Annotated in this window: 15 protein-coding genes; 13 read left to right on the top strand and 2 right to left on the bottom strand. The window is 65.4% G+C overall.

Annotated elements, in window-relative coordinates; all coding sequences use genetic code 11:
• Positions 1 to 79: 79 nt before the first annotated feature.
• The gene (gene ntrC, locus AB4061_RS36300; RefSeq protein WP_441640973.1) at positions 80 to 1,624 is read left to right on the top strand and encodes a nitrogen regulation protein NR(I); all 1,545 of its coding nucleotides are present in this window, start codon (positions 80 to 82) and stop codon (positions 1,622 to 1,624) included.
• Positions 1,625 to 1,711: 87 nt separating this feature from the next.
• Here ntrC and AB4061_RS36305 read toward each other — a convergent pair whose 3' ends face one another.
• On the bottom strand, positions 1,712 to 2,503 hold the full coding sequence (locus AB4061_RS36305; RefSeq protein WP_441640960.1) for an HAD-IIB family hydrolase: 792 nt from the start codon (positions 2,501 to 2,503) through the stop codon (positions 1,712 to 1,714).
• Positions 2,504 to 2,679: 176 nt separating this feature from the next.
• On the opposite strand from AB4061_RS36305, the gene ugpB reads away from it, so the two are divergent.
• The 5 genes from ugpB to ugpQ all read left to right on the top strand — a co-directional run bounded on the left by ugpB (position 2,680) and on the right by ugpQ (position 7,781).
• Positions 2,680 to 3,996 carry a sn-glycerol-3-phosphate ABC transporter substrate-binding protein UgpB gene (gene ugpB / locus AB4061_RS36310; RefSeq protein ID WP_174423279.1) on the top strand — a complete coding sequence of 439 codons (1,317 nt, stop codon included), beginning with the start codon at positions 2,680 to 2,682 and terminating at the stop codon, positions 3,994 to 3,996.
• A gap of 124 nt (positions 3,997 to 4,120) precedes the next feature.
• Positions 4,121 to 5,002 carry a sn-glycerol-3-phosphate ABC transporter permease UgpA gene (gene ugpA / locus AB4061_RS36315; protein WP_441640961.1) on the top strand — a complete coding sequence of 294 codons (882 nt, stop codon included), beginning with the start codon at positions 4,121 to 4,123 and terminating at the stop codon, positions 5,000 to 5,002.
• Between the two features lie 12 nt (positions 5,003 to 5,014).
• A complete protein-coding gene (gene ugpE, locus AB4061_RS36320; RefSeq protein WP_441640962.1) occupies positions 5,015 to 5,863 on the top strand; it encodes a sn-glycerol-3-phosphate ABC transporter permease UgpE in 849 nt (282 codons plus the stop codon).
• A gap of 66 nt (positions 5,864 to 5,929) precedes the next feature.
• Entirely contained in the window at positions 5,930 to 7,033 is a 1,104-nt protein-coding gene (locus AB4061_RS36325) for a sn-glycerol-3-phosphate import ATP-binding protein UgpC (protein WP_441640963.1), read from the top strand.
• Position 7,034: 1 nt separating this feature from the next.
• Positions 7,035 to 7,781, top strand: a complete 747-nt coding sequence (ugpQ, locus tag AB4061_RS36330; protein WP_441640964.1) for a glycerophosphodiester phosphodiesterase — start codon at positions 7,035 to 7,037, stop codon at positions 7,779 to 7,781.
• A 28-nt stretch (positions 7,782 to 7,809) separates the two neighbouring features.
• On the opposite strand, the gene AB4061_RS36335 is transcribed toward ugpQ, so the two are convergent.
• Positions 7,810 to 9,471, bottom strand: coding sequence for a SulP family inorganic anion transporter (locus AB4061_RS36335; protein WP_441640965.1), 1,662 nt, complete (start codon positions 9,469 to 9,471; stop codon positions 7,810 to 7,812).
• Between the two features lie 423 nt (positions 9,472 to 9,894).
• Between AB4061_RS36335 and AB4061_RS36340 the strand changes: the two genes are divergently transcribed.
• From AB4061_RS36340 to ccoN, 7 genes are all read left to right on the top strand, one after another.
• On the top strand, positions 9,895 to 12,750 hold the full coding sequence (locus tag AB4061_RS36340; RefSeq protein WP_441640966.1) for a 2-oxoglutarate dehydrogenase E1 component: 2,856 nt from the start codon (positions 9,895 to 9,897) through the stop codon (positions 12,748 to 12,750).
• Between the two features lie 97 nt (positions 12,751 to 12,847).
• Positions 12,848 to 14,101 carry a 2-oxoglutarate dehydrogenase complex dihydrolipoyllysine-residue succinyltransferase gene (gene odhB, locus AB4061_RS36345; RefSeq protein WP_441640967.1) on the top strand — a complete coding sequence of 418 codons (1,254 nt, stop codon included), beginning with the start codon at positions 12,848 to 12,850 and terminating at the stop codon, positions 14,099 to 14,101.
• 143 nt (positions 14,102 to 14,244) lie between these two features.
• Positions 14,245 to 15,681, top strand: a complete 1,437-nt coding sequence (gene lpdA / locus AB4061_RS36350) for a dihydrolipoyl dehydrogenase (RefSeq protein WP_441640968.1) — start codon at positions 14,245 to 14,247, stop codon at positions 15,679 to 15,681.
• A gap of 150 nt (positions 15,682 to 15,831) precedes the next feature.
• A complete protein-coding gene (gene zapE / locus AB4061_RS36355; protein WP_441640969.1) occupies positions 15,832 to 16,929 on the top strand; it encodes a cell division protein ZapE in 1,098 nt (365 codons plus the stop codon).
• Between the two features lie 108 nt (positions 16,930 to 17,037).
• The gene (locus AB4061_RS36360; protein ID WP_441640970.1) at positions 17,038 to 19,590 is read left to right on the top strand and encodes a heavy metal translocating P-type ATPase; all 2,553 of its coding nucleotides are present in this window, start codon (positions 17,038 to 17,040) and stop codon (positions 19,588 to 19,590) included.
• A 4-nt stretch (positions 19,591 to 19,594) separates the two neighbouring features.
• On the top strand, positions 19,595 to 19,741 hold the full coding sequence (gene ccoS / locus AB4061_RS36365) for a cbb3-type cytochrome oxidase assembly protein CcoS (RefSeq protein ID WP_006162067.1): 147 nt from the start codon (positions 19,595 to 19,597) through the stop codon (positions 19,739 to 19,741).
• Positions 19,742 to 19,921: 180 nt separating this feature from the next.
• A partial coding sequence (gene ccoN / locus AB4061_RS36370; protein ID WP_441640971.1) for a cytochrome-c oxidase, cbb3-type subunit I occupies positions 19,922 to 21,255 on the top strand: 1,334 nt, incomplete at its 3' end.

The following is a 21,255-nucleotide window of genomic DNA, read 5'->3' on the forward strand; positions in this document are numbered from 1 at the left end:
TTGCTGCCGACCGGCTTGCCGGCGGTGTGCGGCCAGGTTCACGGAAGACCAAATGACACCGAGCAGACAAGCGACGCACATGAAGCCGATCTGGATAGTCGACGACGATCAATCAATCCGCTGGGTTCTTGAGAAGGCCCTCGCCCGCGAAAGCCTGCTCTCACGCAGCTTCACGAACGTGCGCGATGTACTGGCCGCGCTGGAAGACGACGAACCACAGGTCCTGATCTCCGATATCCGCATGCCGGGTGGCTCGGGGCTGGACCTGCTGCAAGCGCTCAAGGCACGGCATCCGGGGCTGCCCGTCATCGTGATGACGGCGTACTCCGACCTGGATAGCGCGGTAGCGGCCTTCCAGGGCGGCGCCTTCGAGTACCTGGCCAAGCCCTTCGATGTGGATAAGGCGGTCGAGCTGATCCGCCGCGCGCTGCAGGAAAGCCTGCGCGAGGAGGAGCTCGAAGACCGCCTGGTCGACGCGCCCGAAATCCTCGGCCAGGCGCCAGCCATGCAGGACGTGTTCCGCGCCATCGGTCGCCTGTCGCAATCGAACGTGACGGTGCTGATCACCGGCGAGTCCGGTACCGGCAAGGAACTGGTGGCGCAGGCGCTGCACAAGCACAGCCCGCGTGCCAACGGGCCCTTTATCGCCCTCAATACCGCGGCCATTCCGAAGGACTTGCTGGAGTCGGAGCTGTTCGGCCATGAGCGCGGCGCCTTTACCGGCGCACAGACCATGCGCCGCGGCCGCTTCGAGCAGGCCGAGGGCGGCACGCTGTTCCTCGACGAAATCGGCGACATGCCGTTCGACCTGCAGACGCGCTTGCTGCGTGTGCTGTCGGATGGCAACTTCTACCGCGTGGGCGGCCACAACCCGCTGCGCGCCAATGTGCGGGTAATTGCCGCTACCCACCAGAACCTGGAAACGCGCGTCAAGGAAGGGCTGTTCCGCGAGGACTTGTTCCACCGCCTCAACGTGATCCGCCTGCGCCTGCCGCCGCTGCGCGAACGCCCGGAAGACATCACGCTGCTGGCGCGTCATTTCCTGCAGAAGAGTGCCAAGGAACTGGGCGTGGAGCCCAAGCGCATGTCGGACGAGGCGCTGGCCTATGTTGGCACGCTGCCGTTCCCCGGCAACGTGCGTCAGCTGGAGAACCTGTGCAACTGGCTGACCGTGATGGCGCCTGCGCAGACCATCGAGGTCAAGGACATGCCGGCCGAGATGATCGGCACCGGCACGGCGCCGGGCGGCGGTGCCGGCGCGGCGCGCCAGGCGGAGTTCCGGGCAGAGGGCAGGGCGGACGATGCCGACGGCCATGACGCCGTCGACTACGGCGCCGCGCCTTCCACCCTGGGCGCGGAGCCAGATACCGCGCTGGCTTACGCCGGCCGCTCGGCTGCGGCCAGCGCGCTGGCCGGCTGGGAGCACCTGCTGGCGGGGGAAGCCCGCGCCATGCTGGAGTCCGGCCAGCCGGAAGTCATGGACGCGCTGACGCGGCGTTTCGAGAAGGCCGTGCTGGAGGCTGCGCTGGGCGTCACCCGCGGACGCCGCGTCGAGGCGGCCACGCGCCTGGGCATTGGCCGCAATACCATCACGCGCAAGCTGCAGGAGCTGGGCTTCGATTGAATCGGCTCCTGGCCGTTGTTGCAGCGCATAAAAAAACAGCCGGGCTTGCCCGGCTGTTTTTTTTATTGGCGGCGCGCCATTGGCAGGTCAGCCGCGCGCGGCCAGCAGAAGCTCGGCCATTTCCGCGAAGCCCTCGCCGCAGGCTGCCTCGGTGATATAGGCGGGCTTTGCCGGCAACTGCGGCAGGATGTCACGGATGTTGGCCACCCCGACCGACAGCGGGAAATGGGCAAACATGCTGGCGTCGTTCGCGGAGTCGCCGATAAACAACCACTCCTCCCGCTCGGCATCCAGGTCGGCGCCCAGCAATTCCGCAGCGCACAAACGGCTCATGCTGAGCTTGTCATGATCCCCGAACCAGCCGTTGACGTGAATGGACGAGACCGTGGCGGTCATGCCGGCTTCCCGCATCAGCCCGGCAATGCGCTCAACCGCGGCGGGCGGCAGGGGGGCGACGTCCTCGGCGTGGTCGACGGCCAGGTCGGCGGCGTGCCAGGCTTGGTCAGAGGCCAGCGCGCAGCCTGGTACCTCTTGCACGATGCGCTTGCCAAGCGCGTGGATGCGCGCCAGGTTGTCGGCCCGGGTGGTGGCATCGTCCAGGTAGCGGGTCACCAGCTTGCCCGCGCGCAGGTGCGAGTAGAAGGCGCCGTTCTCGCCGATGATGGCGTCCACCGGCCATAACCGCGTCAGGATCTCGGCCCAGGCGATGCAGCGTCCCGTGACCGGGATCACGTGCAGCCCGGCTGCCTTGAGGCGGTCGAGCGCCAGGTAGGTGGCCGCCGGCAGCCTGCCGTCGGTGGTGATGGTGCCGTCGATATCGGTCAGTACGCCGCGAATCCGGCGCAGTGCCGGGGCAGGAAGGCTTTGTATGGCTTGCATAGCGCGAGATTCTACCCTGTCAAGCTGCCGATAAATCGTTGTCATATTATTGTAATTTAGTGGAAATGCCCGGTTTTCCAATCCAACAAGGCGGGGTAACATCCGCCTGTCACAAAAACTGCATACAGTCGGACGATTTTTGTCCAATGCCACAAGATAGAACAGGAGAGATTTCCATGACCGTAAAACGTACCGCGTTGACCCTGGCCGCCTTTGCCATGCTGGCCGGCGCAGGATCGGCCAATGCCGCCGTCGAGATCCAGTGGTGGCATTCGATGGAAGGTGCGCTCAACGAGAAGGTGAACGCGATCGCCACGCAGTTCAATGCCAGCCAGTCCGACTACAAGATCGTACCGATCTACAAGGGCCAGTACGACGAGTCGCTGGCCGCGGGCATCGCTGCCTTCCGCTCGGGCAACGCGCCGGCGATTCTGCAGGTCTTCGAGGTGGGTACGGCTACCATGATGAGCGCCAAGGGTGCCATCAAGCCGGTGGCAACGGTCATGAAGGACGCTGGCGAGAAGTTCGATGCCAAGATGTACATCCCGGCGGTGGCTGGCTACTACACCTCGAACAAGGGTGAGATGCTGTCGTTCCCGTTCAATAGCTCCACCACGGTGATGTATTACAACAAGGACGCCTTCAAGAAGGCCGGGCTGGATCCGAACAAGCCGCCCGTGACCTGGCAAGAGGTGGCCACCGATTCCGCCAAGCTCAAGGCTGCCGGCATCTCTTGCGGTTACACCACCGACTGGCAGTCGTGGGTGCAGCTGGAAAGCTTCTCGGCCTGGCACAACGTTTTGTTCGCCACCGAGAACAATGGTTTCGGTGGCACGGGCGCGCGCCTGGTGTTCAATTCGCCGCTGCACGTCAAGCATATTGCCAACCTGCTCGACATGCAGCAGAAGGGCTACTTTGTCTACGGCGGCCGCAAGGACGAGCCGAAGGCAAAGTTTATTGCCGGCCAGTGCGCCATGCTGACCGGTTCCTCGGCGGCGCTGGCGAATATCCGCAAGAACGCCAAGTTCGATTTCACCGTGGCGCAGCTGCCGTACGAGCAAGGCGTGCCGGGCGCCCCGCAAAACACCATTATCGGCGGCGCTTCGTTGTGGGTGATGGGCGGCAAGAAGGCCGAGGAGTACAAGGGCGTAGCCAAGTTCTTCACCTATCTGTCGCGCCCCGAGGTGCAGGCCGACTGGCACCAGTCGACCGGCTACCTGCCGGTGACGACGGCAGCCTACGAACTCACCAAGAAATCGGGCTTCTATGAGAAGAACCCCGGCGCAGACGTGGCGGTCAAGCAGATGATCGTCAAGACCACCGACAAGTCGCGCGGCATCCGCCTGGGCAACTTCCCGCAGATCCGTACGGTGATCGACGAAGAGCTTGAAGCGGTGTGGACCGGCAAGAAGCAACCTAAGGAGGCACTGGATTCGGCGGTTGCGCGCGGCAATGAATTGCTGGAGCGTTTCCAGAAGACGGTCCGCGAATAAGCGCTGCAGCTTATTGAGTGTTTGGGAGGCGGAGGCTGTGCCTCCGTCTTTGGTTTGTGCGGCAGCCTCGCCGCACTGGCTATGGCTGATGACGCGCCGCGCATAGCGGTGGCTTGGATGCGTGATGGAAAAACGGGTCGTATTCCGATCTTCATGGTTGCCTTATCTGCTGGTGCTTCCGCAGATGGCGGTGACGCTGATCTTCTTTTTTTGGCCGGCCGGACAGGCGCTGTACCAGTCTGTGCTGCGGCAGGATGCCTTTGGTATTGATCTCCAGTTCGTTGGCCTGGAGAACTTCCGCGATCTGTTCAGTGATGCGCAGTACCTGAACTCGTTTCGCGTCACGGGCGTGTTCGCCGTCGGGGTGACGCTGGTCGGGCTGACGGTCTCGCTGATGCTTGCCTACTTTGCCGATCGCGTGGTGCGGGGCGCCAGTGGCTACAAGATGCTGCAGATCTGGCCGTATGCCGTGGCGCCGGCGGTGGCGGGCGTGCTGTGGATGTTCATGTTCAACCCGACCCTGGGCGTGGTGTCCTACGCGCTGCATCGGTTCGGTGTGGACTGGAACTTCCTGCTCAATAGCAACCAGGCCATGCTGCTCGTGGTGCTGATCGCAGCGTGGAAGCAGATCAGCTACAACTTCCTGTTCTTCCTGGCCGGCTTGCAGAGCATCCCTAAATCGCTGATCGAGGCAGCCGCCATCGATGGCGCGGGGCCTTGGCGCCGGTTCTGGTCGATCATATTCCCGTTACTGTCGCCGACCACGTTCTTCCTGATGGTGATCAATGTGGTGTACGCCTTCTTCGACACCTTTGCCATTATCGACGCGGTGACGCATGGCGGCCCCGTCAACGCTACCAATACGCTGGTCTACAAGGTCTACCAGGATGGCTTCCGCGGCCTCGATATCGGCGGCTCGGCCGCGCAGTCGGTCGTGCTGATGGGGATCGTGATTGTTCTCACGGTGGTGCAGTTCCGCTACGTGGAACGCAAGGTGCAGTACTGAAGGATTGGCAAAATGGTAGAACGACGACCCTTTCTAGATTTTCTCTCGCACCTGATGCTGGTGCTGGGCGTAGTGGTAGTGGCTTTCCCTGTCTATGTCACTTTTGTTGCCTCGACGCTGACTGCCGACGAGGTGCTGCAGGCACCGATGACGCTGCTGCCGGGCAGCCATCTTCTGGAGAACTATCGCACCGTGCTGGTAGCCGGCGTGGGCAATGCCGCCTCGCCGGTCTCCACCATGATGTTGAACAGCTTGATCATGGCGCTGGGCATCGCGCTGGGCAAGATCACCATTTCGATCATCTCGGCCTTCGCGGTGGTGTACTTCCAGTTCCCGCTGCGCAAGACCTTTTTCTGGATGATCTTCATCACGCTGATGCTGCCGGTGGAAGTGCGGATCCTGCCGACCTACAAGGTGGTGTCCGATCTCGGCATGCTGGACAGCTACTTCGGCCTGACCATCCCGATCATCGCCTCGGCGACCGCGACCTTCCTGTTCCGCCAGTTCTTCCTGACCATTCCGGATGAGCTGGCCGAGGCCGCGCGCATCGACGGTGCCGGGCCGCTGCGCTTCTTCAAGGACGTGGTGCTGCCGCTGTCCAAGACCAGCATCGCGGCGCTCTTTGTGATCCAGTTCATCTACGGCTGGAACCAGTACCTGTGGCCGCTCCTGATCACCACGCAGAAGTCGATGACGCCGGTGGTGGTGGGCGTCACGCAGATGATCTCCCGCTCCGGGGATGCCGCGACCGACTGGAACCTGGTGATGGCCACCGTGATGCTGGCCATGGTGCCTCCCGCGATCGTGGTGGTGCTGATGCAGAAGTGGTTCGTCAAGGGCCTGGTCGAAACTGAAAAATAAGCGGGTGGGGCGGGGCGCTCATTGGATGACGCGCCCGCCACGCTTGCCCAGCGAGAAAGAATAGCAATGGCAAAACTGTCGCTTCGCAACGTACAGAAAACTTACGCCGGCAACGTCAAGGTTGTGCACGGCATCGATATGGAAATCAACGATGGCGAGTTCATCGTCATCGTCGGCCCCTCGGGCTGTGGCAAGTCCACGCTGCTGCGCATGGTGGCCGGGCTGGAAGCCATCAGCGGCGGCGAGGTGCATATTGGCGACAAGGTTGTCAATAGCCTCGAGCCCGCCGAGCGGGACATCGCCATGGTGTTCCAGAACTACGCGCTCTACCCGCATATGAGCGTGTACGACAACATGGCCTACGGGCTGAAGATCCGCGGCATGGACAAGAGCGAGATCGAGCAGCGCGTCAAGCATGCCGCCGGCATCCTGGAACTGGCGCCCCTGCTGGAGCGCAGGCCCCGTGCGCTGTCGGGCGGCCAGCGCCAGCGTGTGGCCATGGGCCGCGCGATCGTGCGTGAGCCTGCCGTGTTCCTGTTCGACGAGCCGCTGTCCAACCTCGACGCCAAGCTGCGCGTGCAGATGCGCCTGGAGTTGAAAGAGTTGCACCGCCGCCTGCGCACCACCAGCATGTACGTGACCCACGATCAGGTCGAGGCCATGACGCTGGCGGACCGCATGATGGTGCTCAATGGCGGGCGCGTGGAGCAGATCGGCACGCCGCTGGAAGTCTACGCACGCCCGGCCAGCACCTTCGTGGCCAGCTTTATCGGCTCGCCGCCGATGAATCTGGTCCCGGTGGCGCGGACCAATGGCGGGCAGGGCGAAGCGCAGATGCGCGTGGAGCAGAAGCCGGGCGCGCAAGGCGCGCCCGCCACCCTTGGCCACCTGCCGATGGGCCTGCACTTGCCCGAGCGCGCGCTGCTGGGCCTGCGTCCAGAGCATATCGAGCCGTGCGCGGCGCACGAGGCGATCGCCGAGATCGAGGTCCGGCTGGTCGAGGCGCTCGGCGCCGACTCCTTTGCGTATGGCACGCTGGGCGGCCAGCCGGTGGTGGTGCGGCTGGACAGCAACATGCCGGTGCGCGGCGGCGATCGCCTGCCGATCACGGCCACGGCCGAGCACCTGCATTTCTTCGACACCGATTCCGGCAAGCGCATCGAGGCCTGACATGACCCTAGCCGCCTGGCCCTATCCGCGCCATGTTGCCCATCGTGGCGCGGGCAAGCTCGCACCCGAGAACACCCTGGCGGCGTTCCGCCACGGCGCATCGTTTGGCTACCGCATGTTCGAGTTCGACGTGAAGCTGTCGGGCGACGGACGCCCGGTGCTGCTGCACGACGCGACACTGGACCGCACCACTAACGGCCAGGGGCGGGCCGATGCGCTGACGCTGGGCGAGATCGCCATGCTGGACGCGGGCAGCTGGCACAGCCCTGCCTATGCCGGCGAGCCAGTGCCCACGCTGGCGGCGATTGCCCGCTATACCCGTGCCAACGGCTTCTTCGTCAATATCGAGATCAAGCCCGTGCCCGGCGCGGAATGGCGCACCGGCGCGGCGGTAGCCCTCGACGCGCAGGCACTGTGGGCCGGCAGCGATGTGCTGCCGCTGCTGTCGTCATTCTCGGAAGAGTCGCTGGAAGCGGCCCGCAAGGCCGCGCCTGGCCTGCCGCGCGCGCTGCTGCTGGACAAGCTACCGCCCGACTGGCTGGAGCGGCTGCGCCGGCTGGACTGCGTGGCGCTCGATGCCAACCATCGCGAGCTTACCGCCGAGGTCATCCAGGCAGCCCATGCGGCTGGCTTCCGGGTGGCCTGCTATACCGTCAATGACCCGGCGCGCGCGACAGAGCTGCTGAGCTGGGGGCTGGACGCACTGATTACCGACGCGGTCGACCTGATCGCGCCGCGTCAGGACTAGCCCGCCCGGCGGTGCTGGCGCGGCCCGTTCATGCAGGCTGCGCCAAGGCGTCGCGCACCGCATCGTCCACGCTCCAGCCGCGCCATATTTCCTCGGGCAGGGCTGGGTTGCGCGCATGCGTCAGCAGGTCGCGCACCTCGTCCTTGACCCGCGCGAGCCGCAGCGGCATGCCGTGGGCCTTCGCGAACACCGCCAGTTCGCCCAGGGCTTCAAGGGCGGTGCCGTCGAGGTCCGACGATTCTTCCAGGCTGAGTATCAGGCCGTACTGGGGATGCTCGCGCGCCAGCGCCTGGCGCACGGTGCCCAGCACGCTATCGATGTTGCCGAAGAACAGCGGTACCTCCGGGCGCGCGATCAGCAGTCCCTTGGGTGCGGTGGCCTCGGGGTGGCGCGCCGTGTCGACGAAGTCGTGGCTATCGGCCCACCGCCCCAGCCAGCTCACCTGCGGGCGCGACAAGCGCTGCAGCAGCATCGCCAGGCTGACCCCGATCGCCAGCAGCAGCCCATGCAGCACGCCCAGCAACAGCACGCCGGCAAAGGCGGTCACCGCGACCAGGCGGTCGCGCCGCCAGTCGAAATAGGGCTTGAGGCTGCCCGGGTTGAGGCTGTGCCCGACCGCGCGGATCACGATGGCCGCAAGTACCGGTTCGGGCGTGTGCGAAATCCAGGGGAGCAGGGTGCATACCGCGGCAAAGACCACGGCACCCGCGATCAAGCCGGCACGGCGGCTTTGCGCGCCGGCTGCTTCGTTAGCCGAGGTGGCGGAAAAGCCCGCGCCCACCGGCATGCCCTGGAACAGCCCCGAAGCAAGGTTGGCCAGCCCCAGCGCCGCCAGGTCCCGGTTGGGCGAGACGATGTCGCCGTGGCGCATGGCAAAGGTGCGGATCGAGCCGTAGCTCTCGGCGTACAGGATCAGGGCCAGCGCGGCGGCCAGTTCGCCCACCCGCATCCAGTCGGCCGTGCTCAGGTCCGGCACCCGTGGCGCCGAGAACTGCAGGGCGATGTTGCCGACGGCAGCCACGCCATGTGCCTGGGTCCAGCCGCTGAGGTCGAGCACGATGCCAGCGGCGATGACCAGCAGCGCGCCCGGCATGGCGCGCCAGCGCGCGAACAGGTGCAGCAGCGCCAGCGCAACCAGTGCCACCGCCGCGCCAGCCAGGTTCCAGTGGCGCCAGCTGGCAAGCAGTTCCCAGGCCAGGCGCAGGAAGTCGCCGTGCGCCGGATGCACATCCAGGACCTTCGGGCATTGCTTGAGCACGATGGTCAGCGCCAATCCCAGCGCGAAGCCGCGCAGCACCGGCTTGGCGATCAGGTTGGAGATCGCCCCCAGGTGCGCCAGCGACGCCAGCAGGAACAGCACCCCCGCCAGCAGGATCACGGCGGCGCCGAGCGCGATGCGCAGTCCGGCGTCGCCCTCGGCGGCAGCCGTGGTGGCTGCCAGCAGCACCGCGGCAGACGACGAGGTGGCCGAAACGATCGCAAAGCGGCTGCTGCCAAGCAGGCCGTAGACCAGCAGGCCCGCGAACAGCGCGATCACGCCGGCTTGCGGCGGCAGCCCGGCAATGCCGGAATAGGCTACGGCCTCGGGCAGCAGCAGGCCGGCGATGGCCAGGCCGGCCACCAGGTCCGCGCGCCATGTGGCGGAAGCGGCGCTTGGTGCCGCGGCGTCGGCGGTGGGGGCGGGCATCATTGACGGGGCCGGGCGCTGGCCCGTGGCGGGTGTGGCAAGAGGTGCACGGATCGCTCCTTTGGTTTCCGGCTCCATGCTATCGAACGCATGGGTTTCGTCATCTGCCTCGGGAGGCGGTCTTGGCCGCTTCGCAACACTGCGGAGCGGCCCGCCCGCGTTACGGCAAAATTCCCTCGGCTCACGTGGCAAACGTGCTATTCTTATGCGAGTGAAGACTTAGGTCCTTCCACGCACAACTGACCCTTTCAGGGCGACTGAACAGATCGGCACCCGCTGCGGTGCCGTTTGCATAATGATGCATTTAATGTGTTTCAGTTGCTGCCCAGAAAGAGTTGTTTGCAATCCGCTAACCGGTCAAGCCGTGTCGCGGAAGGTTGATGAACCCGCTTTATTCCGGCATTCCCGGATAATAGTGAGCGCCCCATGATGCAGCAGTATCAGAGCAATTCGTACCTCTTCGGCGGCAATGCCCCCTATGTAGAAGAGCTGTACGAGGCCTACCTCGAAAATCCCTCCTCGGTTCCCGATAACTGGCGCGCGTACTTCGACGCGATGCAGAACGTGCCGGCTGTCGATGGCTCCAACGCCCGCGATATTCCCCACGCTCCCATCGTCGCCTCGTTCGCAGAGCGCGCCAAGGCGGGCCCGATCAAGACTATTGTTGCCTCGGCCGACTCCGATATGGGGCGCAAACGCGTCGCTGCCACGCAGCTGATCGCCGCTTACCGCAACATCGGTTCGCATTGGGCAGACCTGGATCCGCTCAAGCGCCAGGAACGTCCGCCCCTGCCGGACCTCGACCCCGCGTTCTACGGCTTCTCCGAAAGCGATCTCGATATCGTCTTCAACGCCAGCAATACGTATTTCGGCAAGGAATCGATGAGCCTGCGCGAGCTGCTCAACAACCTGCGCGAAACGTACTGCAGCAGCATCGGCGCCGAGTTCATGTACATCAGCGACCAGGCGCAAAAGCGCTGGTGGCAAGAGCGCCTGGAAACCACGCGTTCCAAGCCGGTGTTCACCCTCGAAAAGAAGAAGCACGTGCTCGACCGCCTGACCGCGGCCGAAGGCCTGGAGCGCTTCCTCCACACCAAGTACGTTGGCCAGAAGCGCTTCTCGCTGGAAGGCGGCGAGAGCTTCATCGCTGCCATGGACGAACTGATCCAGCACAGCGGCAGCAAGGGCGTGCAGGAAATCGTGATCGGCATGGCCCACCGCGGCCGCCTGAACGTGCTGGTCAATACGCTGGGCAAGATGCCGGCTGACCTGTTCGCCGAGTTCGAAGGCAAGCACGTCGATGACCTGCCGGCCGGCGACGTGAAGTACCACAAGGGCTTCTCCAGCGACGTTTCCACCGAAGGCGGCCCGGTTCACCTGTCGCTCGCCTTCAACCCGTCCCACCTGGAAATCGTCAACCCGGTCGTCGAAGGCTCGGTCAAGGCCCGCCAGGAACGCCGCGGCGAACCCGCAGGCCATGCGGAAGTGCTGCCGGTGCAAGTGCACGGCGACGCGGCATTCGCAGGCCAGGGCGTGGTGATGGAAACGCTGAACCTGGCGCAGACCCGCGGCTACGGCACGGGCGGCACGATGCACATCGTGATCAACAACCAGATCGGCTTCACCACCTCGGACCCGCGCGACTCGCGTTCCACGCTGTATTGCACCGACGTCGTCAAGATGATCGAGGCACCGGTGCTGCACGTCAACGGCGACGATCCCGAAGCCGTGGTGTTCGCCATGCAGCTGGCCGTGGACTTCCGCATGGAGTTCAAGAAGGATGTCGTGGTCGACATCATCTGCTTCCGCAAGCTGGGCCACAACGAGCAGGACACGCCGGCCGTTACCCAGCCGCTGATGTACAAGAAGATCGCCCAGCACCCGGGCACGCGCAAGCTGTACGCTGACAAGCTGACCGCGCAGAACCTGGTGGCTGCCGACTTCGGCGACCAGTTGGTCAAGGAATACCGTGCCGCGATGGACGCGGGCAAGCACACCGTCGACCCCGTCCTGTCGAACTTCAAGAACAAGTTCGCCGTGGACTGGATGCCGTTCCTGAACCGCAAGTGGACCGACGCCGCCGACACCGCCGTGCCGGTGACCGAGCTCAAGCGCCTGGCCGAACGCATCACCGCCATCCCCGAACACCTCAAGCTGCATCCGCTGGTCGAGAAGGTGGTGAAGGATCGCGCCAACATGGGTCGCGGCGACCAGCCGCTGGACTGGGGCATGGGCGAGCAYCTGGCCTTCGCCTCGCTGGTGGCTTCGGGCTACCCGGTGCGCATCACTGGCCAGGACGCCGGCCGTGGCACCTTTACCCACCGCCACTCGGTGCTGCACGACCAGAACCGCGAGCGTTGGGATGCAGGCAGCTACGTGCCCCTGCAGAACGTGTCCGAGAACCAGGCACCGTTCACGGTGATCGACTCGGTGCTGTCGGAAGAGGCTGTGCTCGGTTTCGAATACGGCTTCTCCACCGCTGAGCCGAACGCGCTCGTGATCTGGGAAGCCCAGTTCGGCGACTTCGTCAACGGCGCCCAGGTGGTGATCGACCAGTTCATCTCCTCCGGCGAAGTGAAGTGGGGCCGCGCCTCGGGCCTGACCCTGATGCTGCCGCACGGCTACGAAGGCCAGGGCCCGGAACACAGCTCGGCGCGCATCGAGCGCTTCCTGCAGCTGTGCGCGGACCACAACATGCAAGTCTGCCAGCCGACCACCCCGGCTCAGATCTTCCACCTGCTGCGCCGCCAGATGATCCGTCTGTTCCGCAAGCCGCTGGTGATCATGACGCCGAAGTCGCTGCTGCGTAACAAGGAAGCGGTCTCGCCGCTGTCCGACCTGGCCAAGGGTCACTTCGAGACGGTCATCCCCGATCACGAAGAGCTGAACGCCAGCAAGGTCAAGCGCGTGATCATGTGCTCGGGCAAGGTCTACTACGACCTGGTCAATACCCGCAAGGAACGCGGCGCGACCGACACGGCCGTCATCCGCATGGAACAGCTGTATCCGTTCCCGCACAAGGCAGTGGCAGCCGAGCTGAAGAAGTACCCGAACGCCAACGAAATCGTGTGGTGCCAGGACGAGCCGCAGAACCAGGGTGCCTGGTTCTTCGTCCAGCACTTCATCATGGAGAACATGGCGGAAGGCCAGAAGCTCGGTTACGCGGGTCGTCCCGCCTCGGCATCGCCGGCGGTGGGCTACTACGCCAAGCACAACGAGCAACAAAAGGCGCTGCTGGATGCGGCGTTCTCCAAGCTCAAGGGCTTTGTCCTGACCAAATGATCGTGGCCAGCATGGCGGCGCGCGCGAAGAGCGCGCACCGCCATGTTTTTTGCCACCTGCCTTAAGCAAAAACGAATACATCAAGGAAATTCCAACCATGGCTATTGTTGACGTCAAGGTTCCGCAACTCTCTGAATCGGTTGCAGAAGCAACCATGCTGAACTGGAAGAAGAAGCCGGGCGAAGCCGTTGCCCAAGACGAAATCCTGATTGAAATCGAGACCGACAAAGTCGTGCTCGAAGTGCCGGCCCCGTCGGCTGGCGTGCTGTCGCAGATCATCCGCAACGACGGCGACACCGTGGTTGCCGACGAAGTGATCGCCAAGATCGACACCGAAGCCACCGCTGGCGCCGTCGCTCCCGCCGCTGCCGCACCCGCACCCGCTGCCGCCGCCCCGGCCGCCGCAGCCGCTCCGGCAGCAGCCGGCGCCGTGGCAATGCCTTCGGCAGCCAAGCTGATGGCCGAAGGCGGCCTGTCCGCCGGCCAGGTTGCAGGCACGGGCAAGGATGGCCGCATCACCAAGGGCGACGTGCTGGCCGCGACTGCCGCGCCCGCTCCCGCGCCGGCCGCCAAGGCAGCACCGGCTCCGGCCGCTGCCAAGCCGGCGCTGCAGCAGGTTTCCGCCCCGGTGGACTTTGCCGCCCTGGGCGACCGCCCGGAAGAGCGCGTGCCGATGAGCCGCCTGCGCGCCCGTATCGCCGAGCGCCTGCTGCAATCGCAAAGCACCAACGCCATCCTCACCACCTTCAATGAAGTGAACATGAAGCCGGTGATGGACCTGCGCAACAAGTACAAGGACCGCTTCGAGAAGGAGCACGGCGTGAAGCTGGGCTTCATGTCCTTCTTCGTCAAGGCCGCGGTCCACGCGCTGAAGAAGTTCCCGCTGATCAACGCCTCGATCGACGGCAACGACATCGTCTACCACGGCTACTTCGACATCGGTATCGCCGTGGGCTCGCCGCGTGGCCTGGTGGTGCCTATCCTGCGCAACGCCGACCAGATGAGCCTGGCCGAGATCGAGAAGAAGATCGCTGAATTCGGCGCTAAGGCCCGCGACGGCAAGCTGTCGCTGGAAGAACTGACCGGTGGTACGTTCTCGATCTCCAATGGCGGTACCTTCGGCTCGATGCTGTCGACGCCGATCATCAACCCGCCGCAATCCGCGATCCTGGGCGTGCACGCCACCAAGGACCGCCCGGTGGTGGAAGACGGCCAGATCGTGATCCGTCCGATGAACTACCTGGCCATGTCCTACGACCACCGCATCATCGACGGCCGCGAAGCCGTCCTGGGCCTGGTCGCCATGAAGGACGCGCTGGAAGATCCGGCACGCCTGCTGCTGGACCTGTAATCATCTGCAAAGCCTGAGGTCTTGCCCGCGTTTCTCCCGCCGTGTCCGTCATCGGGCGCGGCGCTGGCGGGCATGACGGACCGAAGAGTTGAAAGCGGCCCGGCGGGCGACGTTGCCCCGCCGTGGCTGCAAAAGGAATCTCCATGAGCAAACAATTCGACGTGCTGGTGATCGGTGCCGGCCCCGGCGGCTACATTGCCGCCATTCGTGCCGGCCAGCTGGGCCTGAATGTGGCCTGCTGCGAAGGCAATGCCTACGACGATCCCAAGGACGAACCGCGCCTGGGCGGCACCTGCCTGAACGTGGGTTGCATCCCCTCCAAGGCACTGCTGGCATCCTCGGAAGAATTCGAGAACGTACAGCATCACCTGGGCGACCACGGCATCACGGTTGGCGATGTCAAGGTCGACGTGGCCAAGATGCTCAAGCGCAAGGACGATATCGTCGGCAAGATGACCAAGGGCATCGAGTTCCTGTTCCGCAAGAACAAGGTCACGCTGCTCAAGGGCTACGGCAAGTTCGTCGGCAAGACCGCCGAGGGCTTCCAGGTCGAGGTCGCCGGCAAGGCAGGTACCGAAGTCGTGACGGCCAAGCAGGTCATCGTCGCTACGGGCTCCAAGGCGCGTCACCTGCCGGGCGTCGCGGTGGACAACGTGCTGGTCAGCGATAACGAAGGCGCGCTCAAGTTCGCCGGCGTGCCGAAGAAGCTGGGCGTGATCGGCGCTGGCGTGATCGGCCTCGAGCTGGGTTCCGTGTGGCGCCGCCTGGGTGCTGAAGTGACCGTGCTGGAAGCGCTGCCGTCGTTCCTGGGCGCCGCCGACGAAGGCGTGGCCAAGGAAGCGCAGAAGCTGCTGACCAAGCAAGGCCTGAAGTTCAGCCTGGGCGTGACGGTCAATGAGGTCAAGACGGGCAAGGACAACGTCACCGTCAGCTACACCGACAAGGACGGCGCTGCCCAGACCCTGGAAGTCGATCGCCTGATCGTGTCGGTTGGCCGCGTGCCCAACACCGACAACCTCGGCCTCGACGCCATCGGCCTGGCGGCCGACCAGCGCGGCTTCATCGAGGTGGACGACCACTGCGCGACCAAGGTGCCGGGCCTGTGGGCCATCGGCGACGTGGTGCGCGGCCCGATGCTGGCCCACAAGGCAGAGGACGAAGGCGTGGCGGTTGCCGAGCGCATCGCCGGCCAGAAGCCGCATATTGACTACAACTGCATTCCGTGGGTGATCTACACCTTCCCGGAAATCGCATGGGTGGGCAAGACCGAGCAGCAGCTCAAGGCCGAAGGCCGCGAGTACAAGTCCGGCCAGTTCCCGTTCATGGCCAACGGCCGTGCGCTGGGCATGGGTCATTCGGATGGCTTCGTCAAGATGCTGGCCGATGCCAAGACCGATGAGATCCTGGGCGTGCACGTGGTTGCTGCGAATGCCTCGGACCTGATCGCCGAAGCCGTGGTGGCGATGGAGTTCAAGGCCGCCAGCGAAGACATCGGCCGGACCTGCCATCCGCATCCGTCGATGTCGGAAGTCATGCGCGAAGCCGCACTGGCTGTCGACAAGCGCCAGCTCAATATGTAAGGCAGTAGCCCGAGTATTGTTCAGTACCGGCGCGCCGCTCCAGCGGCGCGCCGTTTTCGCTTTCGGGGCGGCAGGGGCGGTTTGCCCTGTCACGCGCCCCGATCCTCATTCAAGCCGGCGCCCGCCCGGCATCCAGCGCAAGCAGTCAGCATGAACGTCCGTGAGTACTACGAGCAGGAACTGAAGCAACGTGGCTACACCACCGACCCCGCGCAGTTGCGCGCCGTCGAGCGCCTGCAGCAATGCTACGACGAGTGGGTGGCCTACAAGAGCCGGCGCAACAGCACGTTGAAAAAGCTGCTGGTGCACCCGGACGTGCCCAAGGGCGTGTACCTGTGGGGCGGGGTAGGGCGCGGCAAGTCCTTCCTGATGGACAGTTTCTATACCTGCGTGCCAGTGGTGCGCAAGACGCGGCTGCATTTCCACGAATTCATGCGCGAGGTGCATCGCCAGCTCGAAGAGTTGCGCGGGCGCCCGGATCCGCTGGACGAACTGGCCAAGCGCATCGCGCGACGGTTCCGCCTGATCTGCTTCGATGAGTTCCACGTCAGCGACGTGGCCGATGCGATGATCCTGCACCGCCTGCTGCAGCAGATGTTCGAGAACGGCGTGCAGTTCGTGATGACGTCGAACTACCGGCCGGACCTGCTGTACCCGGACGGCTTGCACCGGGATCGCGTGTTGCCGGCCATCGCGCTGCTGCAGGAGAAGCTCGACGTGCTCAATGTCGATGCCGGCATCGACTACCGCAAGCGCGCGCTGGAGCAGGTAGAGGCGTATCACACGCCGCTGGGACCCGAGGCCAGCTCGGCCCTGCGCCATGCCTTCACCGGCATTGCCGGCGTGGCCGACGAATCCCCCATCCTGCATATCGAGCACCGCGAACTGCGCGCGCTACGCAAGGCGGGCGGGGTGGTCTGGTTCGATTTCAATACGCTGTGCGGCGGCCCGCGCTCGCAGAACGACTATCTGGAGCTGGCCACCGAGTTCCACACGGTGATCCTCTCCGACGTGCCCAGGATGACGCCGCGCATGTCGTCGGAGGCACGCCGTTTCACCTGGCTGATCGACGTGTTCTACGACCACAAGGTCAAGTTGCTGATCTCGGCGGAAGTGCCGGCGGATGAACTCTACACCGAGGGCCAGATGGCCAACGAGTTCAGCCGCACGGTGTCGCGCATTATCGAGATGCAGTCGCGTGAATACCTGGAAGCGCCACGCCGCACGGTCGACACCTCGCTGACCTGACGCCCTGCGCAAGCGGCGCGCAGGGCGCCGTCTGGCCACCCGCTTGATCTGCATCAAAGCGGCTTGCCGCCGGGACTCTTACCATGCAGTTGGTAAAAAAGAGTCCCGATGCCGATTTCCCCAGCCCCAGCCTATCCTGTCCTGCCCGATCCGCCGCTTGCCCGCGCAAGCGGTGCGCCCGCGGCCGCCGGGCGCGCGGGCTGCTTCCACTGCGGACAGCCGCTCGTGGCCGGCGAGCCGCCCTTGCATGCCAGCATCAACGGTGAGGAACAGGCGTTTTGCTGCGGTGGCTGCCAGGCGCTGGCGCAGACACTGCACGCAGCCGGGTTCGGCCATCTCTATGGCGACCAGGCCCGCTTTGCCCGGCCGATCGACGACGCGGCGCGGCGCGAGGCCGAGCCTGTGTGGGCCGCCTACGACACCGAGGAGTTACGGGCACAGTTCGTGCGCCCGCTGGACGAACGCCGGGCCGAGATCACGCTGGCGCCGGAGAACATCCGCTGCGCCGCCTGCGCCTGGCTGATCGAGCAGCACCTGGGCAGCCTGCCCGGCGTGGAATCGGTGATCGCCAACGTGGCCACGCGCCGCGTGGTGGTGCGCTGGCGCGCGGCCGAGCAGCCGGTCTCCGCCTTGCTCGCCGCGCTGGCGGGGATCGGCTACCTGGCCTGGCCGTTCGAGGTTTCGCGCTCGGACCGGCAAGACCGCCACGCGCGCCGTGGGCTGCTGATGCGCATGGCGGTGGCCATGCTCGGCATGATGCAGGTGATGATGTACGCATGGCCCATCTATACCCATGAAGCCACCATCGATCCCGGCCAGTTGCAGTTGATGCGCTGGGCCAGCCTGGTGCTGACCTTGCCCGTGGTGCTGTACTCGGCCTCGCCGATCTTCACCGGGGCGTGGCGCGGGCTGCGGCAGCGCCACCTGGGCATGGATGTGCCGGTGGCGCTGGGCGTGGGCGCGGGCTTTTTCGCCAGCACCGTGGCGACGCTGCGCGGCACCGGCGAGGTGTACTTCGATTCCGTCACCATGTTTGTGGCGTTCCTGCTGCTGGCGCGCTACCTGGAACTGCGCGTGCGCCAGGCATCGCGCAGTGGTGCCGAGATGCTGGYGCGGCAGTTGCCCGCCACCTGCGAGCGCCTGCGTGCCGAGGGCGGCGCGGGCGAGCGGGTGCCGGTGGCACGCCTGCGCGCTGGCGACCTGATCCGCGTCAAGGCGGGCGAGGTGGTACCCGCCGATGCCACGGTGATCGCCGGCGCGAGCGAGCTCGATGAATCCATGCTGACTGGCGAGAGCCGGCCGGTGCCGCGCGGCATCGGGGATCCCGTGCTGGCAGGTTGCTTCAACACCGCGAGCCCGCTTGAGCTGCGCGTGGCCAAGGTAGGGGCGGGTACCCGGCTGGCGGAGATCGTCGCCGTGCTGGACCGCGCGCTGGCCGAGAAGCCGCGCCTGGCCACCGTGGCCGACCGCGTGGCGGGCTGGTTCGTCGCCATCCTGCTGGCGCTGGCGGCCGTCACCGGCGCCGCCTGGTGGGCCTGGATCGATCCCGCGCGCGCGTTGCTTGTGACGGTGGCGGTGCTGGTGGTGAGTTGCCCGTGCGCGCTCTCGCTGGCCACCCCGGCGGCGCTGGCCGCGGCCGGGGCCGCGCTGTCGCGCCGCGGCTTGCTGCTCACGCGCGGCCACGCGCTGGAGACCTTGGCCAGCGTCACGGACGTGATGCTCGACAAGACTGGCACGCTCACGCAAGRGCGATTCGCGCTGGTGCGCACGCAGTCCAACGGCGATGCCGATGCCGCCACCTGCCTGCGCCTGGCCGCAGCCGTGGAACGCTCCGGCGAGCACCCGATCGCGCGCGGCATCGTCGAAGCCGCACAGGCGCAAGGCCTTGCGCACGAGACGCTCGCCATCGACGCCATGCGCAATGTGCCGGGGCAGGGCCTTGAAGCCGATGTGGATGGGCAGCGTTACCGCCTTGGCCGCCGCGAGTTCGTGGAGGCGCTGTGCGAGCACGGCAGCGCTGCCGACTGGCACGCCGAACTTGCCGGCAGCGAGCGCCGCGGCGCCACGCTGGTGTGGTTGGGCAGCGCCGCCGGTGCGCTGGCGGTGTTCGAGCTGGCTGATGTGGCGCGCGAGCAATCCGCGCGCTTGCTCAGCGAGTTGCGCGCGCTCGGCGTGACTTGCCATCTCGTCTCGGGCGATACGCCGGCCACCGTCGGCTGGTGGGCCGATCATTTCCAGATCCCGCGCCGCGAGGGCGGCGTCACGCCTGAAGGCAAGCGCGAGTACGTGGCGCGCCTGCAGCGTGGCGGCGCCGTGGTGCTGGCGGTGGGCGACGGCATCAACGACGCGCCGGTGCTGGCTCAGGCGCAAGTCTCGATCGCCATCGGCAGCGGCGCGCCGCTGGCGCAGGCCGGCGCCGACGCGGTGCTGACCCATGGCCGCGTGGCGGAGATCGCGAACGCGCTCAAGATGGCCCGCCGCACCCGCCGTGTGGTACGCCAGAACCTGGCCTGGGCCTTTGCCTATAACGTGATCGCCATCCCGCTGGCGGCAAGCGGCTATGTCACCGCCTGGATGGCGGGCATCGGCATGTCGGTGTCGTCGCTGCTGGTGGTGGCCAACGCCTGGCGCCTGCTGCGCGCCGGCAAGCCTGGAGACTGACGCCATGGACATGCTCTACCTGCTGGTGCCGATGAGCCTGGTGCTGGTCGCGGTGATCGCCGGCGCGCTCTGGTGGGCGCTGCATGCCGGGCAATACGACGACCTCGACCGGCCCGGCGAGGCCATTCTGCTCGACAACGACAAGCCCTGAGTGATCGCGGCAATGCAGCCGTGGCCGTGCGCGGCCGCATTGCCGTGTGTGCGGATGTGAGACGCCATCGCACCTGAGTTCCCATGCTTTCCGGTGCGCTTGACACAGATCAAGACGGTCGGCGCCCGCTTTTCCTACAGTCACAACATCAATTCATGTTTATCCAATCTGGGGGTCTGAATGGCTGTCACCGCCGCGTATTCTCGCGCCGACACCTTCAATTACGGCGTTGTGCGGCAGTTTGCCGTCATGACGGTAGTCTGGGGGATTGTCGGTATGGCCGTAGGCGTTCTGCTCGCGGCACAGTTGATCTGGCCGGAGCTTAATTTCAACACGCCATGGCTGTCGTTCGGACGCTTGCGCCCGCTGCACACCAACGCGGTCATCTTCGCCTTCGGCGGCAGCGCGCTGTTCGCTACTTCGTACTACATCGTGCAGCGCACCTGCCAGGCGCGGCTGTTCTGCGGCCCGCTGGCGGCCTTCACCTTCTGGGGCTGGCAACTGGTGATCGTGGCCGCGGTCATTACGCTGCCGCTGGGCATCACCAGCTCGAAGGAGTACGCCGAGCTCGAATGGCCGATCGACATCCTGATCACGCTGGTCTGGGTGGCTTATGCCATCGTGTTCTTCGGCACCATCATGAAGCGCAAGACCCGCCATATCTACGTGGCCAACTGGTTCTTCGGCKCCTACATCCTSACCATCGCCATCCTGCATCTCGTCAACAATGCCGAGATGCCGGTGGGCATGTGGAAGTCCTACTCGGCTTATGCCGGCGTGCAGGACGCCATGGTGCAGTGGTGGTACGGCCATAACGCGGTGGGCTTCTTCCTGACCACCAGCTTCCTGGGCATGATGTACTACTTCATCCCCAAGCAGGCCGGCCGCCCGATCTATTCCTACCGCCTGTCGATCGTTCACTTCTGGGCGCTCAACTTCACCTATATGTGGGCCGGTCCCCACCACTTGCAGTTCACCTCGCTGCCGGACTGGGCGCAGTCGCTCGGCATGGTGTTCTCGCTGATCCTGCTGGCGCCTTCGTGGGGCGGCATGATCAACGGCATCATGACCTTGTCGGGTGCCTGGCACAAGCTGCGCACCGATCCCATCCTCAAGTTCCTGGTGGTGGCGCTGTCGTTCTACGGCATGGCGACCTTCGAGGGCTCGATGATGTCGATCAAGACCGTCAACGCGCTGTCGCACTACACGGACTGGACCATCGGCCACGTGCACTCCGGCGCGCTGGGCTGGGTCGCGATGATCTCGATCGGCTCGCTCTACTACCTGATCCCGCGGCTCTTCGGCGAGAAGGAGATGTACAGCGTGCGCCTGATCGAGCTGCATTTCTGGATCGCCACCATCGGCGTGGTGCTGTACATCGCCTCGATGTGGATCGCCGGTGTGATGGAGGGCCTGATGTGGCGCGCCACCCAGCCCGACGGCACGCTGACCTACGCTTTCGTGGAAGCGGTCAAGGCCAAGTACCCGTTCTACCTGATCCGCTTGCTGGGTGG

It is taken from the genome of Cupriavidus sp. YAF13, from assembly GCF_052113425.1.
GTDB lineage: Bacteria > Pseudomonadota > Gammaproteobacteria > Burkholderiales > Burkholderiaceae > Cupriavidus.